We start from the raw sequence: 16,262 nt of genomic DNA on the forward strand, positions 1-16,262 counted from the left end.
TCATGGTCTTCACATGCAGCAGGTTGCCATTGGAATCGACCTCGGTGGGACGCAGGTCCGCGCTGCCCTTGTCGATGAGCACGGCAGGATTCTGGCGCGCGCAGCCGAACCAACGGATGCGCTGGCGGGCCCCGACCGCGTGCTCGCCCAGATTTGTGGCCTGGCCGATGGTCTGCTCGCGGCATCGAACCCGGCTTCGGTGGTGGGCGTCGGAGTATCCGCTCCAGGCCCGCTCGATACGGTCACGGGCGTCGCCACCGATATCCCGACCCTCCCGGGCTTTGTCGACTTTCCGCTGAAGGCGGAGTTGCAGAAGCGGTTCCCGTTTGCAGTCGACCTCGAGAATGATGCTATTGCCGCTGCCATCGGCGAGTGGCAGTTCGGAATTGGCAAGGGATTTGATAATCTCGTCTATGTCACCGTCAGCACCGGCATTGGCGGCGGCGTTATTTCGGACGGTCGCGTGGTGCGCGGCCGCAAGGGCATGGCCGCCCATGTGGGGCACATGTCGGTCGTGCCGAATGGAGAGCTCTGCCCTTGCGGCAACAGGGGCTGCTTCGAGGCCTACGGATCCGGACCGGCTTTTGCACGACGCGCTCAAATAAGGGCGATGGAATCGAGCGGGACGACGATAGGCAGCGATGGCGGTGTCATCGACAGCCGCAGCATCTTCGCAGCCGCGAGAAATGGCGATCGTCTGGCAAATCAACTGGTTGACGAAGAAGCGGAAATTCTCGGCCGAGGCTTCACCAGCCTGATCCACATTTTCAGTCCGGATATCATTGTGATGGGAGGCGGGCTTTCCCACGAGTTCGACCGGCTCCAACCCGGCATTCAAGGCTACATCACACAATGGGCAATGCCGGCATTCAAAGATGTCAAGGTGATGCTGGCAGCATTGGATCAGAACTCGGGCCTCGTCGGCGCAGCGGCTCTGGCGTTTCTGACCGGCAAGGTACCTGCGATCGATCAGCTTTAGAGCCTTTCCGTATCGAGAGGTTGCTCTCCGTCAGGGCGGCGGGGTGGTACTTTCCCTCAGGATCAGTTCGACTGGCCACAATTCGTGAACCTCATCCACGGCACGTCCAGCGATAAGCTGTAGCGTTAGCTCAGCGCATCGCGTGCCCGCGGCACGCATGGACGATCGGGTTGTCGAGAGTGACGGTACCATGCTTTCTGCCGTCAGATAAGGGAAGACGTCGTCATGGGCGATGACCGACACATCCCGACCCACCGTCATCCCAAGCGAACGGACGGCACGGTAGACACCAAGCGCTGTCATCGTGGAACCGGCAACGATGGCGGTCGGCGCATTCGCGCTCTCCAGAAAAGAGCGGGCATGACGAAAGCCGCTCTCGTCGGAGAATTTATCGCAGACCATCAGGTTGGGATCGACGACGAGCCCACGCTCCTGATGGGCAATCCGAAAACCATGTTCGCGATGGATCGAATACGTCTTGCCCCGCAGGCCGTTGATCATGGCAATGCGCCGGTGCCCGAGATCGAACAGGTGTTCGGTGGCTCTACGCACGGCATTTTCATTATCGATATCGAGCCACGCGTGAACGTGCTCGGTCTCCGAGCGGCCGTGAACCAGGAAAGGCAGGCCCAAGCTGTTCAGCAACTCGATCCGCGGGTCCTTGGGGCGCGGCGAATGAATGATCACTGCATCCACTCGGCGACTTTCGACCAGGCGTCGGTAGGCCTGCATTTCGTCGTCATCATTGTGCGCGGTAATAGGCGTGATGAGAATATCGGTATCGGCCGTTTCCAAGCGCTGCGCCATCCCCGATATGAATTCAGCGAAATGGATTTCTCCCGAACGCCCCATCATGACGCCTATCGCCCCGGCTCTCCCGGTCTTTAGCCGCACGGCATTGATATCGGGGCGATAGCCAAGCCGCATTGCTTCGCCCGCAACCCGGGCGCGCGTGGCCTCGCTCACCTCGGGATAGCCGCTGAGCGCACGGCTGACCGTCGTCGGTGAGAGCCCAAGCTGCTTTGCAAATTCACGAAGTTTCATCGAATGTCTTCTTTGTCCCGGCAATCAATGGACGAAGCGTTGGCGATGCGCAACGGGCAAGTGCCAATCCGGCAAAAATTGAAATCGATTTCAATTTCTTGACATTGAATCTTTGCTCGCGAGGTCAAGAAGTACCTCTAATCGCTGTATATATGGCATTTTCCCATCATAATACAACTGAAGATCGACAATCGTAATGGCTTGACGCCTCTGCGGCCTTCTGCAATGGTCTGGTTGCCAAATCGATTTCAATTTCTGGGAGGAGATCATGAAAAAGTTTGCTTTAGCCTTGTCCGCACTCAGCGTCGCCATCGCTGCCGGCTCTGTCCGTGCCGCTGAAATTTCGTTTGCCGCAAATACCACCGGCAAAAACGTCGAATTCCTTCACAAGCAGCTTGCAATTTTTGAGAAGAATACCGGCAATCATGTCAAGCTCGTCACCATGCCGTCATCGAGCAGCGAGCAGTTTTCCCAATATCGCCTGTGGCTTGCTGCTGGAAACAAGGACGTCGATGTTTATCAGACCGATGTCATCTGGGCGCCGCAGCTTGCCGAGCAGTTCGTCGATCTGAAGGAGGCAGCCAAGGACGTGGTCGGCCAGTTCTTCCCGTCGATCATCGCGTCTCAGACTGTCAATGGCCGGCTTGTGGCGTTGCCGTTGTTTACCGATGCTCCGGCGCTGTTTTACCGAAAGGACCTGCTAGAGAAATATGGAAAACAGCCGCCGAAGACTTGGGACGAGATGGCTGCGACAGCCAAAGAGGTTCAGGATAAAGAACGCCAGGCCGGACAGAAGGACCTCTGGGGCTACGTCTTCCAGGGCAATTCCTACGAAGGGTTGACCTGCAACGGACTGGAATGGGTGAAGTCGTCCGGCGGCGGCCAGATCGTCGAGCCGGACGGGACCATCTCGATCAATAACGAGAAGGCGGCAGCAGCGCTCGAGCGGGCCAAGGGCTGGATCGGCACGATCTCACCGCCAGGGGTGCTCGCATATCAGGAAGAAGAATCGCGCGGCGTCTGGCAGACCGGCAACGCCGTCTTCATGCGCAACTGGCCGTATGCCTATTCTCTCGGAAATGGTGCCGACAGCGCGGTCAAGGGCAAGTTCGACGTGATGACGCTACCGGTTGCGGCCGTCGGCGATAAGCCGTCTTCGACACTTGGCGGCTGGAACCTGGCGGTTTCGAAATATTCCGAAAAGCAGGACGCAGCCATCGCGCTCGTAAAATTCCTGGCGTCGAAGGACGTGCAAAAGGCACGTGCCATCGAACTGTCCAATTTGCCGACCCTGACGGATCTTTATGACGACAAGGATGTTGCTGCCGCGCAGCCCTTCATGCCGAACTGGAAACCCATTTTCCAGGACGCCGTGCCACGCCCTTCGGCGACGGCCAAGGTGAAATACAACGAGGTGTCCTCGAAGTTCTGGACTGCAGTGCACAATACCTTGTCAGGCAGCGGCTCAGCTGCCGAGAACCTCGAGCTTCTCGAAGCCGACCTAACGACCCTCAAGGGCGACGCTTGGTGAGTATTCCGACCGGCGGCTGTCAGGCCGCCGGTCCGGTCTTCGGACGAGCTAGCGAGGGATAGTCGTTGCATGAGCGAAATCGTAGTTCCACAAGCAGTCAAGCCCAGGGTTTCCCATTTCAGATCCTCCACGGAGCTGCGGTCCGAGCGCATCCGATCGGCATGGATGTTTCTGGCGCCGACGCTGTTGATCTTGGCAATCGTCGCTGGCTGGCCGCTGTTCAGAACGATCTATTTCAGTTTTACGAATGCGTCGCTGAACGACCTTGGCAATGCGCAGTTCGTCGGCTTTGACAATTATTTGTCGTGGGTGACGCTGAAGAGCGGAAGGACCGTCTATCGCGGACTGCTTGCCGATCCGGTCTGGTGGAACGCCGTCTGGAACACTGCCAAGTTTACCGTCCTTTCGGTGGTAATCGAGACCGTGCTCGGACTGATCGTCGCCTTGGTGCTGAACGCACGGTTCGTCGGGCGTGGGATCGTACGGGCCGCAATCCTCATTCCTTGGGCGATCCCAACCATCGTCTCAGCAAAGATGTGGGCCTGGATGCTCAATGATCAGTTCGGCATCCTGAACGATATTCTGCTCGGCTTCGGTCTTATCAGTGAGAAGATTGCCTGGACCGCCAATCCGGAAACGGCGATGATCGCAGTGCTGATCGTCGATGTCTGGAAGACGACGCCCTTCATGGCGCTTCTGATTCTTGCGGGACTACAGATGGTTCCGGGAGACATCTATGAGGCTGCCAAGATCGATGGAGTCAATCCGGTCAAGGTTTTCTGGCGTCTGACGCTGCCGCTGATCCGACCGGCTATCATGGTTGCCGTGATCTTCCGGATGCTGGATGCGATGCGCATCTTCGACCTGATCTATGTTCTGACGCCCAACAATGCGCAGACGAAGACCATGTCGGTCATGGCGCGCGAGAACCTCTTCGACTTCGACAAGTTCGCCTACGGCGCCACCGCGTCAACGGTGCTTTTCCTCATCATTGCCTCCGTAACCGTCCTTTATATCTGGCTCGGTCGCGTCAAGCTCGGCGGGGAGGAACGTTGATGCTGCTTTCGATCGTCAAGAATACGCTCTTCTACCTGCTCGTCACAATCATCGTCATCATTGCGGTATTTCCGTTCTACTATGCGATCCTCACGAGCCTGAAGACCGGCACGGCCCTTTTCAAAGTCGATTATTGGCCGACCTCGATCTCCTTCGGCAACTACACGTCCGTGATGGGCCAGGGCGGTTTCGTCCGCAGTCTGGCGAATTCCGCGATGATCGCCTGCGTCGTGGTTTCAGCATCGCTGCTACTTTCGATCACCGCTTCGTTCGCTTTGGCCCGGGTACACTTCCGCGGGCGGGCACTGTTGATGTTGACCATCCTCTCGGTGTCGATGTTTCCGCAGATTGCCGTTCTTGCGGGCCTCTTCGAACTCATCCGCTGGATCGGCATCTTCAACACGCCCTTCGCGCTGATCTTTTCCTACATGATCTTCACGCTCCCCTTCACCGTCTGGGTGCTGACGACCTTCATGCGCGAATTGCCGATCGAGATCGAAGAGGCGGCGATCGTCGATGGCGCTTCACCTTGGGTCATCATCACCCAGGTGTTCATGCCGTTGATGTGGCCGGCGCTGGTGACGACCGGACTGCTCGCCTTCATCACCGCCTGGAACGAGTTTCTTTTTGCGCTGACGTTCACATCGTCGGATACGCAGCGAACCGTCCCGGTTGCGATCGCCCTGCTTTCGGGCAACAGCGAATTCGAGATCCCCTGGGGCAACATCATGGCGGCTTCAGTGATCGTCACCGTGCCGGTTGTCGTGCTTGTTTTGATATTCCAGCGCCGGATCATTTCGGGGCTGACCGCCGGCGGCGTCAAGGGTTGAGGGAGTAGGACATGGCAGAAATCCGACTGGAGAATATCCGCAAGAGCTTCGGCGCTTTCGAGGTGATCAAAGGCGTGACGATGGACATCCGCCGGGGCGAGTTCATGGTGTTCGTGGGGCCGTCGGGATGTGGCAAGTCCACGCTGCTGCGGCTTATCTCCGGGCTCGAGGACATCACCTCGGGAACCCTCTCCTTCGACAACAAGACGGTGAACCAGCACGCGCCGTCGAAGAGAGGGATCGCCATGGTGTTCCAGTCCTACGCGCTCTACCCGCATATGACGGTCTTCGACAACATGGCTTTCGGCATGAAACTTTCCGGGAGCACCAGAGGCGAATGCCGCCAGCGTGTCGAACAGGCCGCCGGTATGCTGCAGCTCTCACCCTACTTAGACCGCTTGCCGCGACAGCTTTCCGGCGGGCAGCGTCAGCGCGTCGCAATCGGCCGGGCGATCGTACGCGATCCCAAGGTCTTTCTCTTCGACGAGCCGCTGTCCAACCTCGATGCGGCGCTTCGAGTCGCGACGAGGCTGGAAATTGCGAAGCTTCATCGCAGCATGAACAACACGACGATGGTCTATGTGACCCATGACCAGGTCGAGGCCATGACACTCGCCGATCGGATCTGCGTGCTGAGGGACGGCGTCGTCGAGCAGATCGGCACGCCGCTGGAACTTTACGAAAGCCCAAATTCGGTCTTCGTTGCCGGCTTCATCGGTTCGCCGAAAATGAATTTCCTCTCGGGCGAACTGGCGCAAGCCTATGATAGCCATACGATTGGCGTGCGCGCCGAGCATGTTCGCATCACGCCCGAGTCGCCCGTTTGGAGCGGCACGGTCATCCATTCAGAAATCCTCGGCTCCGATAGCTTCGTCTATGTGGATATCGGGGCGGATGAGCCGCTCATCGTGCGGGAAGCCGGAGTCTCCCGCCATGCGCCCGGCCAAACGCTTGGCCTTACGCCGCTTGCCGGCCACATCCACCGTTTCGACCGGTCGGGCCGTTCGCTTGAGCGAGCCTCCATTCGGGCTGCCTGATGTTCCCAAGGTCGATGTTCTTCCCAGGACTCGATCCGTTTTTTAACTATGAGGAGAGAACGACGTGACCATTCGCACCGTTGTGTGGGGAGAGAATATCCACGAGAATACCAATGCCATCGTCCGGGGCATCTATCCCGAAGGCATGCACACGACGATCGCCAACGCGCTGAATACCGACCCCAGCATCTCGGCGACGACGGCGACGCTGCAGGAGCCGGAACACGGCCTCAGCGAAGCCCGCCTTGCCGAAACCGATGTCTTGACCTGGTGGGGCCACAAGGATCACGGCGCCGTCTCCGATGTCGTCGTCGAGCGTGTCGCCAAGCGCGTCTGGGAAGGCATGGGGCTGCTCGTGCTGCATTCCGGCCATTTCTCCAAGATCTTCAAGCGGCTGATGGGCACACCCTGCGCGCTGAAATGGCGCGAGGCGGGTGAGCGCGAGCGTCTGTGGACGATCAATCAGCGCCATCCGATCGCCGCCGGCATCGGCGAACATTTTGAACTCGAGAACGAAGAAATGTACGGCGAGCAGTTTTCGGTGCCGGAACCGCTCGAAACGGTGTTCATCTCCTGGTTCCAGGGCGGCGAAGTGTTCCGCTCGGGCCTGACCTGGCGCCGTGGCGCCGGCAACATCTTCTATTTCCGCCCCGGCCACGAGACCTATCCGACCTATCACGACGTCAATGTCCAGAAGGTGCTGATCAACGGCGTGAAGTGGGCCTATAACCCTGAGGGCTCGTTGACGGGTATCACCGACGCTCCAAATGTGCCGGTAGAAAAAGCACTGGAGCCGATCGTCGAACGCGGCCCGAAACTACACCAAGCCGGCGAAGCCGGTTACCGCTGAGGACCTGAAACACCTTCCTTGGGCGCGGACGCCACGCGTGCGTTCGGCCCGGGAAAACGCTGAGCTGACAGCCGTCGCTCACCATTTGGCAAGACCATCTGGCGCTCGTGAAAGACGACGGTTTGGTGCTGATGATTTCGATAAACGACTATGAGGACAAAATGCGCTTGATCATTCTCGGAACCGGAGGATGGGCAAACACCCATGCCATGAATTTTTCCGAAATCGCCGACGTAAAAATTGTTGCTGCTGTCGATACGGACGAGGTCCGGCTGCGGGCCTTTGCGCTCAGGCATGATATCCCACTTACTTTCACGTCACTTGATGACGCCCTTGCCTGGGGAGAGTTTGACGCCGTGACCAATGTCACGCCGGATCGCGCGCATTATTCCACGACAATGAAGATACTCGGCGCCGGCAAGCATGTCCTCTGCGAGAAGCCGCTGGCGGTTAACTACCGCGAAGCTAAAGAGATGGCCGACGCTGCTGCTGCGTCCGGCAAGGTTGCGATGGTAAACCTTACCTATCGCAATGTTGCGCCGCTGCAAGCAGCGCGCAAGATGGTGCTGGACGGACGCCTCGGCGCGATCCGCCACTTCGAAGCGTCCTATCTCCAGAGCTGGCTGGTCTCAAAGGCGTGGGGCGACTGGACCAAGGAATCGCAATGGCTGTGGCGGCTGTCGACAAAGCACGGATCCAATGGCGTGCTGGGCGATGTCGGTATTCATATTCTCGACTTCGCGGTTTTTGCCGCCGGAAGTGACGTCAAGGCAGCCGCATCGCATCTCAAGGTGTTCGACAAGAGCCCCGGAAATCGGATCGGGGAGTACGAGCTCGATGCAAATGACAGTTTCCTGATGATGGCTGAACTCGAAAACGGTGCCGCCGGTGTCATCCACGCAACGCGCTGGGCGACTGGTCATCTGAACGAATTGCGCCTGCGCCTGCATGGAGACAAGGGCGCGCTGGAGGTGGTGCACACGCCGGAAGGTTCGACGCTCAGGGCCTGTGAAGGTCCCGATGCCGACAAGGCAATCTGGCGTAAGATCGAGGTCGAACCGGTCATCACCAATTTCCAGCGATTTGCAAATGCCGTGCAAAAGGGGCAGCCGGATGAGCCTGGTTTCGGCCACGCCGCCAAGCTGCAATTCGTTCTTGATCACGCAGTGAAGACGGCAGGCGTTCTGGCTGAACTGTAAGCGAAGGCGCCGAGCTAGTGCCCACTTTTGCTGGTTGCTCGTCGTCTTAAGGCGACAGCACCGGCTGCGCGGCCTCGTTGGAACCAGCGCCGACAGCTCGCACAAATTCCTCGAAGGGGAAGTTGCAAAGGGACGTCGGCCGTCAGACTCGCCGGTTAAGCTCGTCTTCGCTAATCCCAAAGTGGTCGAGGATGATACCCACGTTTCGGCGATGAGACTTGAAATAGACGTCGAAGAGATCGCCGATCAGGGGAACCGTTCCGCCGGCGGCGTCGATCCCCAGATTGACGGCCATACGGGCGAGCTTATGGGTGGGAATACCGAGGCGTCTCGCCTCATCGATGATGAAAAGGCCGATCAGGGATCCGGCAATGTCGCCGACGGCCGGGATAAGGCCGAGAATTGAGTCCGCGCCGATACGCACGCCGATGACAGGCAATCGGACTGCGGTATCCATCAGCCGCGCTATGCTGACAGCGCGCCGAATTCGTCCAAGTTCGATAGACGTCAGGTGTTTCGCGCTGGCGGAAGCTGGCATCAGCAGCCTTTTGGCGCGCGCGATCGCTCCGCCCCCTCGAGTGGGGGCGTGGGAGCGATTTGGTCGCATCGCCGCGAAATAGTCCGACGCAACGAAGGGCCGGCGCCATCATGATTTTCCATTGCCGTGAAACGCTGCAAACCCGATAAGGTTCGCCCGCGAAAGCAAGGATCATCTCTCGTCGGGAACCACGACCAGTTTGCCGACGAAGTTCTTCGCCATGAAATCGGTCTGCGCGCGATGGAATTCCGACAGTGGATAGACGCCGCCGACGAGAGGCCGGATTTTCCGGCTTTCGATATAGCCGACGATCCGACGGAAGTCGGCGCGGCTGCCCTGGCTCGAGCCATGCAGTTCCAGCTGCTTCAGATACATGGTCCGCAAATCGAGCTGGACGACCGGGCCGGCGATGGCGCCAGCCGTCGAGTAGCGGCCTTCTGGACGCAGGATCTTCAGCAGGTCGTTGAACAGCGGTCCGCCGACGAGATCGGCGACCACATCGATCGGCTGGCCGTGGCTGGCGGCATGGACGGCTTCGACCAGGTCGCCCTTGCCGCGGGTCACCACCGCCTCGGCGCCGATATCGAGCATCGCCGCCTCCTTGCCGGGACCTGCGACGGCGATCGGGATCGCGCCGCGAGCGCGCGCGAGCTGGATGATCGCCGAGCCGACGCCGCCTGAAGCGCCGGTCACGAGCACGCTTTCGCCGGCCGACAGCCTTGCCCGTTCCAGCATGCGCTCGCCAGTCAGATAGGCGCAGCAGAAAGTGGCGAGTTCGATGTCGGTCAGATCGGTTGCGACGACATGGGCATTCTCAGCCGGCAGCGCCATATATTCGGCATAACCGCCGTCGCGGCCATGGCCCATGTAATCGATGTCGGCGAGGCTGTCGTCGTCCCGGTTGTAGATCGAAAAGTCGACCATGACGCGTTCACCGATACGTTTGGGATCAACGCCGGCGCCGACGGCGACGATATGACCGACCGTATCGGTGCCCTGGATGCGTGGAAACGTCAGCGTGTTGCCTTGCCTGCGCCACGTGGAGACCGCCGATGGATCGTCCTCTGTGCCGTAGGCGCCCTGGCGGACCCAGACGTCGGTATTGTTCATGCCGCAGGCCGTGACACGGATCAGAACCTCGCCATCGGCGGGCGTCGGGACGGGCACGTCCCTGTCATAGACGAGCTTGTCCAGACCGCCATGGTCGGTGAGCAAGACGGCTGCCATCTTTTCGGGGATCGTCATACCGATCTGCTCCTCAGATATTCTTGAAGACAGTTTCGATGGCGTCCGCTGCGGCCTTGACCACAATGTCGGCCTCCTCGCGCGTCAGGCAAAGCGGCGGGGCGAAGCCGAGGATATCGCCTTGCGGCATGGCGCGGCCGATGACGCCGCGTTCGAGCAGGGCGGATGCGACCTGAGGGCCGATCTTGCGGCCGGCATCGAAGAACGTGCTGTCGTCCTTGTCCTCGACGAATTCGATGGCCGCCATCAGCCCGTCACCGCGGACTTCGCCGACGTTGCGGTGGCCGCCGACCGCCTTTTCCAGTTCCGAACGGAAATAGGCGCCGGTCGTGCCGGCATTCTCGACAATGCCGAGTTCGTCGATCAGTTCGAGATTGGCAATGCCTGCCGCAGCACAGATCGGATGGGCGGAATAGGTCCAGCCGTGACCGATCGCCCCCAGTTGATCGGACCCCTGTATCAGGACTTGCCACATCTTGTTCGAGACGATCGTGCCCGAAAGGGGAGCGTAGGCCGAGGTCAGCCCCTTGGCGATGGTGATCAGGTCCGGCTTCATGCCGTAATGGTCCGAGCCGAACATCGTGCCGAGACGGCCGAAGCCGGTGACCACTTCATCCGCGACGAGCAGGATGTCATATTTGTCGAGCACGGCCTGGATCTTCTGCCAGTAGCCGTTCGGCGGCGGCACGATGCCGCCGGTGCCGAGGATGGGTTCGCCGATGAAGGCGGCGATCGTTTCCGGACCCTCGGCGATGATCATCTCCTCGAGCTTGTCGGCGCAATATTGCGAGAACTGCTCTTCGCTCATCGACCGGTCAGGGCGGCGGAAATAATAGGGCGCTTCGGTGTGCAGCACCGGTGCGCGCGGCAGGTCGAAGGCGTTGTGAAAGAGCGCCAGGCCGGTGAGGCTGCCGGTCATGACGCCGGAGCCGTGATAACCGCGCCAACGCGAGATGATCTTCTTCTTGTCCGGACGGCCGAGGATGTTGTTGTAGTACCAGATGAGCTTGATGTTGGTTTCGTTGGCATCCGAGCCCGACAGACCGAAATAGACGCGGCTCATGCCGGCGGGCGCGCGGTCGATGATCATCTTCGACAGCGTAATCGAAGCTTCCGTGCCGTGGCCGACATAGGCGTGGTAATAGGCGAGGTTCTTCGCCTGCTCGGCGATCGCGTCGGCGATCTTCTGGCGGCCGTAGCCGACATTGACGCAATAAAGGCCGGCAAAGGCGTCGAGGCTTTTGCGGCCCGTCGTGTCGGTGATGTAGACGCCTTCGCCGCCGGCGATGACACGGGTCGGCGTCTCGCCGCGGGCATGCGCGCCCATATGGGTCGATGGGTGGAAGAAATGATCGCGGTCCCAGGCGTTGAGTTCGTTGCTTCTGTCGAGCATGTCGTAGCCTCTTTCTTGAAATGGAGCGGCTCAGGCGGCCGTGTCGATGCAGAGATATTTGAGCTCGGTGAAGGCCTCGAGCCCGTGGCGGGAGCCCTCGCGGCCGAGGCCGGACTGCTTCCAGCCGCCGAAGGGAATGGGCCCGCCGGTGATCTTGACGCGGTTGATCGCCACCATGCCGTATTCCAGCGCGCGGCCGAGCCGCAGCTGGCGGGCGCCATTTTCCGTGACGGCATAGGCGACGAGACCATATTCGGTATCGTTGGCGCGGGCGATGACCTCTTCCTCCGTGTCGAAGGTGGCAACCGCCGCCACCGGCCCGAAGGTCTCCTCGCGCATGACCAGCGCATCCGCCGGCACATCGGTCAGCAGCGTCGGCTCGTAAAAGAGCCGGCCCGTCTTGTGGCGTTTGCCGCCGGTGACCAGCTGTGCGCCACGCGCCAGCGCGTCGGAGACCTGCTCCTCGACCTTGGCGACGGCGCGTTCATGCATCAGCGGCCCGATCTCGGCGCCATCCTCGAGCCCCGCACCGAGCTTCAGTTCGGCAATGCGGTCTGCAAAGGCTTTGGTGAAGGCATCGGCGATGCGCCGCTGGACGAAAATGCGGTTGGCGGCGAGGCAATCCTGGCCTGACGTGGCAAACTTGGCGTTGACGGCGATCTCGACCGCCTTTGATATGTCGGCGTCATCGAAGATGATCAGCGGGGCGTGGCCGCCGAGTTCCATCACCAGCCGCTTCAGGGTCGGCGCGCACTGGGCGGCGATCAGACGTCCGATGCCGGTGGAGCCAGTGAAGCTCATGGCACGCAGGCGGATGTCGGCGCACATCCGCCCGACGATCGTTGCGGCGTGGCCGGTGACGACATTGAAGACGCCGGCCGGAATACCGGCGCGTTCGCCGAGCTCGGCAAGGGCAAGTGCTGAAAGCGGCGTCTCGGAGGAGGGGTGAGCAACGACCGTGCAACCGGCGGCGAGCGCGGCCGCAGCCTTTCGGGTGAGCATGGCAGAGGGAAAATTCCAGGGCGTGACGATGCCGACGACGCCGAGCGCCTCGCGGCGAACGATCATTTCCGCGTCGGGCAGGTGGCTGGTGACGCTCTCGGCGTTCAGCCGCTTGCCTTCCTCGGCATACCATTCGACGAAGGAGGCGGCGTAATCGATCTCGCCGCGTGATTCCGCGAGCGGTTTGCCCTGTTCGAGCGTCATGATCAGGGCCAGATCCTCCCTGGCCGCGAGCATCAGCTCAAACCATTTGCGCAGGATCGCCGCGCGGCTCTGCGGCAGCATTGCGCGCCAGGCGGCGAAAGCTTGCGACGCTGCATCGATTGCCACCGCCGTCTCGTTTGCGCCAAGGCTTGCCACCCAGGCCAGCGTCGCCGACGAGGCGGGATCGGTGACCTCGAAGCTTTTCCCTGATTTGCCGGCGACCCATCGGCCGCCGACATAGGCCAGATCGCGCAGGAGATGACGGTCGGCGAGCCGAGCCAGCGCGTCATGGTAGGCGGGGCGGGCAAAAACAGCGCTCATGTCCAATCTCCTCGTGGCGGTTGACGTCAGTCTTCCACGGGAGCTGGCGAGAGATTGTCTGTTGGCGGATGCAAAAAGAGAGAGATGGTCTAAAGAACGGCGGCCTGGCAGAGAGATTGTCTACGACGCGGTCTCTTCGCCGGCCGCAGTGAACGAAGAGACCGGAAGGACTGTTTCGTCCTTCACCGTCTTGGTGACGATGTAGGTGAAGTAGCGGTCGATGCCGAGTTCGCGGTCGAGAAGCCCGTCGACCAGCCGCTGATAGGCGTCGATATCGGGTGCGATGATCTTCAAGATGTAATCGACGCCGCCGCCGACCGACCAGCAGGCGACGATCTCCGGGGTTGCGCTGATGGCGCGTTCGAAGCGTTCGAAATCCGCCTGGCGATGATTGGCGAGCGTCACTTCCATCATCACGCTGGCGACCGGCGCGATGCGCCGCGGAGCGATGCGTGCGTGATAACCGGTGATAACACCGGCCTTTTCGAGTTTGCGCAACCGCATCCAGCAGGGCGTCGGCGACAGTCCGGCCTTTTCGGCCAGCGCCAGCTTGGTGATGCGGCCGTCGCGCTGGACGGCGTCGAGAATGCGCAGGTCGATGGCGTCGAGCTTCATGGTGCTTTCTTTAGAAAGAAATCATTTCAAACGCAGGGAAAAGACAATGGAAGCGCATTTTGGCATTGTCAATTGAACTGATTTTCAGCAGTGTTGAAATCATGACAAAGTGGCGCCCCGATCCCTCGCAACTCCGCCGGCCGGCCTATCTCTCGATTGCCGAGCAGATCGCAAACGCGATCACTGACGGCAAGCTCTCCGACGGCACGCAATTGCCGCCGCACCGCAAGATGGCGGATGATCTGCATCTCTCGGTGCAGACGGTCAGCCGCGCCTATGACGAGCTGATCCGCCGGGGGCTGATATCAGGCGAGATTGGACGCGGCAGCTTCGTCCAGACGCGCCCGCGCGAGCCGGAACCGCCCTACCTGCCGGAACGGCTGGGCGAGCTGATCGATCTGTCGATCCTGAAACCGGTCTGCGAGCAGATCCATCTGGAAAGGCTGCGGCAGGCCTTCGGCTGGCTTTCGGAAAACCTGCCCTCCAGTTCGGCCCTTTCCTTCAGGCCGAACATGGTGTTTCCGCGCCACCGTACCGTCGCCACGGAATGGCTGGCGCGCTGCGGGCTGGAGATATCGCCGCTGAACATCAGCCTGACGAACGGTGCGACGTCGGGCATGACGGTGGCGCTGATGAGCGTTGCCCCGCCCGGCTCGACGATTGCGACCGAAGCGATCAGCCACCATACGCTGGTTCCGCTCGCCACCTATCTCGGTCTGCATCTCGAAGGGCTGGCGATCGATGAGGAGGGCATGATCCCCGAGGCGCTGGATGAAGCCTGTCGGAAGGGACCGATCCGGGCAATTTTCCTGCAGCCCTCGGTGATCAATCCGATGGCGGCGCTGATGAGCGCGGAGCGCAGGCAGGCGCTCGCCACCGTCGCCGCCAAACATGATATCGCAATCATCGAAAACGACATTCTCGGCCCGATGGTCGAGAACCGCGCGCCGCCGATGGCAGCCTTTGCGCCGGAACGGACACTGTACGTCACGAGTTTCACCAAGATCACCGTTCCGGGTCTGCGGATCGGCTATCTCACCGCGCCCGACCGCTATGTCGCCGCCGTCGCCAACCGGCATCTCGTGTCCAACTGGATGGCGACGCCTGCCATGGCCGAGATCGCCACCCGCTGGGTCAGCGACGGCACGGCAATGGAACTCGTCAACTGGCAGCGCCGTGCCCTTTTGAGCCGGCACGCGATCGCGGCGGAGATGTTGGCCGGGCTTCCCTACCGGGCGCATCCGCAAAGCCTGCACGTCTGGCTGCCGCTCTCCGGCAATCATACGGAGGACGGGTTCGTATCGCAGGCAAGGCTGCGCGGGGTGGCGATCGCGCCCGGCAAATCCTTCCATACCACCGATCAGGGCTGGACGCCGGCTGTGCGCATCTCGCTTGGTTCGACGACGGAAAGCGAGTTGCGGACCGGGCTTGGGATCGTCGCCTCATTGGCGCAAGGCAATCCGGAAGAGCTGCTGCTTGCGATCTGACGCAACTGCCTTGCGTTTGGGCATTCGCAGAATAATTGTCATGATATTATTTTACGAATTGACATGATTTTGATGGACGGTCATCGTTAGGACATTGCTTGTCTCAACAGGGAGAGACATGAATGCTTCCGCCCATCATCCGCATCGACAACATCGTCAAAAAATACGGCCCACTGACCGTACTCGACGGCCTGTCGATGAATGTCATGCCGGGCGAGAAGCTGGCGCTGATCGGGCCGTCGGGCTCCGGCAAGACGACGATCCTGCGCATTCTGATGACGCTGGAGACGATCAGCGGCGGCCATATCGAGGTCGACGGCGAACAGCTCTACCATATGCCCGGCAGCAGTGGGCTGGTGCCGGCCGATGAGCGGCATCTGCACCGCATGCGCGAAAAGATCGGCATGGTCTTTCAACATTTCAATCTGTTCCCGCACAAATGCGTGCTCGACAATGTGACGCTGGCGCCGATGCTGACCAAGGGCATCAAGCGGCCGCAGGCCGAAAAACGGGCTATGGAGCTTCTCGACATGGTCGGCCTGGCCGACAAGGCGAGAAGTGTCCCGGCGCAGCTTTCCGGCGGGCAGAAGCAGCGCGTTGCCATTGCCCGAGCGCTGGCGCTGTCGCCGAAGATCATGCTGTTCGACGAGGTGACCTCGGCGCTCGACCCGGAGCTGGTCGAGGAGGTGCTGAACGTCATGCGGCGGCTGGCGTCCGAGACCGATATGACCATGCTTCTCGTCACCCATGAAATGGGCTTTGCCCATGATTTCGCCGACCGTGTCCTGTTCTTCGACCGCGGCAAGATCGTCGAGGAAGGCAAGCCGGGCGACATCTTTCGCAATCCGACGCAGGAGAGGACGCAGACCTTCCTGCGCAAGATCATTGCGGCGGGGCACCGCGTCTGAGCTCAGACATTGCCCGCAAGAAC

At 60.7% G+C, this 16,262-nt stretch carries 15 protein-coding genes; 9 read left to right on the forward strand and 6 right to left on the reverse strand.

What is annotated here, in order from left to right; genetic code table 11:
• Positions 1–13 precede the first annotated feature (13 nt).
• A complete protein-coding gene (locus ACMUVN_RS21895) occupies positions 14–979 on the forward strand; it encodes an ROK family protein (RefSeq protein WP_097543803.1) in 966 nt (321 codons plus the stop codon).
• Positions 980–1,009: 30 nt separating this feature from the next.
• On the opposite strand, the gene ACMUVN_RS21900 is transcribed toward ACMUVN_RS21895, so the two are convergent.
• Positions 1,010–2,023, reverse strand: coding sequence for a substrate-binding domain-containing protein (locus ACMUVN_RS21900; RefSeq protein WP_028758610.1), 1,014 nt, complete (start codon positions 2,021–2,023; stop codon positions 1,010–1,012).
• Between the two features lie 268 nt (positions 2,024–2,291).
• Between ACMUVN_RS21900 and ACMUVN_RS21905 the strand changes: the two genes are divergently transcribed.
• From ACMUVN_RS21905 to ACMUVN_RS21930, 6 genes are all read left to right on the forward strand, one after another.
• Entirely contained in the window at positions 2,292–3,554 is a 1,263-nt protein-coding gene (locus tag ACMUVN_RS21905; protein WP_028758609.1) for an ABC transporter substrate-binding protein, read from the forward strand.
• Positions 3,555–3,623: 69 nt separating this feature from the next.
• On the forward strand, positions 3,624–4,610 hold the full coding sequence (locus tag ACMUVN_RS21910; protein ID WP_028758608.1) for a carbohydrate ABC transporter permease: 987 nt from the start codon (positions 3,624–3,626) through the stop codon (positions 4,608–4,610).
• Entirely contained in the window at positions 4,610–5,440 is an 831-nt protein-coding gene (locus tag ACMUVN_RS21915) for a carbohydrate ABC transporter permease (protein WP_047618991.1), read from the forward strand. Before ACMUVN_RS21910 ends, ACMUVN_RS21915 begins: the two co-directional genes overlap by 1 nt.
• 11 nt (positions 5,441–5,451) lie before the next feature.
• Positions 5,452–6,477, forward strand: a complete 1,026-nt coding sequence (locus ACMUVN_RS21920; protein ID WP_047618987.1) for an ABC transporter ATP-binding protein — start codon at positions 5,452–5,454, stop codon at positions 6,475–6,477.
• Between the two features lie 64 nt (positions 6,478–6,541).
• Positions 6,542–7,327 (forward strand): ThuA domain-containing protein, encoded by a 786-nt coding sequence (locus ACMUVN_RS21925; protein ID WP_132575455.1) that lies wholly within the window; start codon positions 6,542–6,544, stop codon positions 7,325–7,327.
• 161 nt (positions 7,328–7,488) lie between these two features.
• Complete coding sequence (locus tag ACMUVN_RS21930) at positions 7,489–8,526, forward strand: Gfo/Idh/MocA family protein (RefSeq protein ID WP_047619775.1); 1,038 nt, start codon at positions 7,489–7,491, stop codon at positions 8,524–8,526.
• A gap of 142 nt (positions 8,527–8,668) precedes the next feature.
• Here ACMUVN_RS21930 and ACMUVN_RS21935 read toward each other — a convergent pair whose 3' ends face one another.
• The 5 genes from ACMUVN_RS21935 to ACMUVN_RS21955 form a co-directional block, all read right to left on the reverse strand.
• Entirely contained in the window at positions 8,669–9,064 is a 396-nt protein-coding gene (locus ACMUVN_RS21935; RefSeq protein ID WP_028758816.1) for a DUF4112 domain-containing protein, read from the reverse strand.
• Positions 9,065–9,235: 171 nt separating this feature from the next.
• Entirely contained in the window at positions 9,236–10,309 is a 1,074-nt protein-coding gene (locus ACMUVN_RS21940) for an alcohol dehydrogenase family protein (protein ID WP_097545043.1), read from the reverse strand.
• Positions 10,310–10,322: 13 nt separating this feature from the next.
• Positions 10,323–11,702, reverse strand: coding sequence for an aspartate aminotransferase family protein (locus ACMUVN_RS21945; RefSeq protein ID WP_097596209.1), 1,380 nt, complete (start codon positions 11,700–11,702; stop codon positions 10,323–10,325).
• 30 nt (positions 11,703–11,732) lie between these two features.
• The gene (locus ACMUVN_RS21950; protein WP_097596210.1) at positions 11,733–13,229 is read right to left on the reverse strand and encodes an NAD-dependent succinate-semialdehyde dehydrogenase; all 1,497 of its coding nucleotides are present in this window, start codon (positions 13,227–13,229) and stop codon (positions 11,733–11,735) included.
• Between the two features lie 120 nt (positions 13,230–13,349).
• A complete protein-coding gene (locus ACMUVN_RS21955; RefSeq protein ID WP_063473700.1) occupies positions 13,350–13,844 on the reverse strand; it encodes an Lrp/AsnC family transcriptional regulator in 495 nt (164 codons plus the stop codon).
• 101 nt (positions 13,845–13,945) lie between these two features.
• Here ACMUVN_RS21955 and ACMUVN_RS21960 point away from each other — a divergent pair, with 101 nt between their 5' ends.
• Together ACMUVN_RS21960 and ehuA are read left to right on the forward strand one after the other, a co-directional pair.
• On the forward strand, positions 13,946–15,331 hold the full coding sequence (locus ACMUVN_RS21960) for a PLP-dependent aminotransferase family protein (protein WP_063473764.1): 1,386 nt from the start codon (positions 13,946–13,948) through the stop codon (positions 15,329–15,331).
• A 122-nt stretch (positions 15,332–15,453) separates the two neighbouring features.
• Positions 15,454–16,239, forward strand: coding sequence for an ectoine/hydroxyectoine ABC transporter ATP-binding protein EhuA (gene ehuA / locus ACMUVN_RS21965; protein WP_047619687.1), 786 nt, complete (start codon positions 15,454–15,456; stop codon positions 16,237–16,239).
• Positions 16,240–16,262: the final 23 nt, after the last annotated feature.

Origin of the sequence: Rhizobium sp. IY2 (genome assembly GCF_047532935.1) — a bacterium.
GTDB classification, from domain to species: domain Bacteria; phylum Pseudomonadota; class Alphaproteobacteria; order Rhizobiales; family Rhizobiaceae; genus Rhizobium; species Rhizobium anhuiense.

Bases quoted from the DNA above. Each gene is read 5' to 3' on its own strand.
- ACMUVN_RS21895 (WP_097543803.1), top strand. From the start codon at position 14: ATGCAGCAGGTTGCCATTGGAATCGACCTCGGTGGGACGCAGGTCCGC.
- ACMUVN_RS21900 (WP_028758610.1), bottom strand. From the start codon at position 2,023: ATGAAACTTCGTGAATTTGCAAAGCAGCTTGGGCTCTCACCGACGACG.
- ACMUVN_RS21905 (WP_028758609.1), top strand. From the start codon at position 2,292: ATGAAAAAGTTTGCTTTAGCCTTGTCCGCACTCAGCGTCGCCATCGCT.
- ACMUVN_RS21910 (WP_028758608.1), top strand. From the start codon at position 3,624: ATGAGCGAAATCGTAGTTCCACAAGCAGTCAAGCCCAGGGTTTCCCAT.
- ACMUVN_RS21915 (WP_047618991.1), top strand. From the start codon at position 4,610: ATGCTGCTTTCGATCGTCAAGAATACGCTCTTCTACCTGCTCGTCACA.
- ACMUVN_RS21920 (WP_047618987.1), top strand. From the start codon at position 5,452: ATGGCAGAAATCCGACTGGAGAATATCCGCAAGAGCTTCGGCGCTTTC.
- ACMUVN_RS21930 (WP_047619775.1), top strand. From the start codon at position 7,489: ATGCGCTTGATCATTCTCGGAACCGGAGGATGGGCAAACACCCATGCC.
- ACMUVN_RS21935 (WP_028758816.1), bottom strand. From the start codon at position 9,064: ATGCCAGCTTCCGCCAGCGCGAAACACCTGACGTCTATCGAACTTGGA.
- ACMUVN_RS21940 (WP_097545043.1), bottom strand. From the start codon at position 10,309: ATGACGATCCCCGAAAAGATGGCAGCCGTCTTGCTCACCGACCATGGC.
- ACMUVN_RS21945 (WP_097596209.1), bottom strand. From the start codon at position 11,702: ATGCTCGACAGAAGCAACGAACTCAACGCCTGGGACCGCGATCATTTC.
- ACMUVN_RS21950 (WP_097596210.1), bottom strand. From the start codon at position 13,229: ATGAGCGCTGTTTTTGCCCGCCCCGCCTACCATGACGCGCTGGCTCGG.
- ACMUVN_RS21955 (WP_063473700.1), bottom strand. From the start codon at position 13,844: ATGAAGCTCGACGCCATCGACCTGCGCATTCTCGACGCCGTCCAGCGC.
- ACMUVN_RS21960 (WP_063473764.1), top strand. From the start codon at position 13,946: ATGACAAAGTGGCGCCCCGATCCCTCGCAACTCCGCCGGCCGGCCTAT.
- ehuA (WP_047619687.1), top strand. From the start codon at position 15,454: ATGCTTCCGCCCATCATCCGCATCGACAACATCGTCAAAAAATACGGC.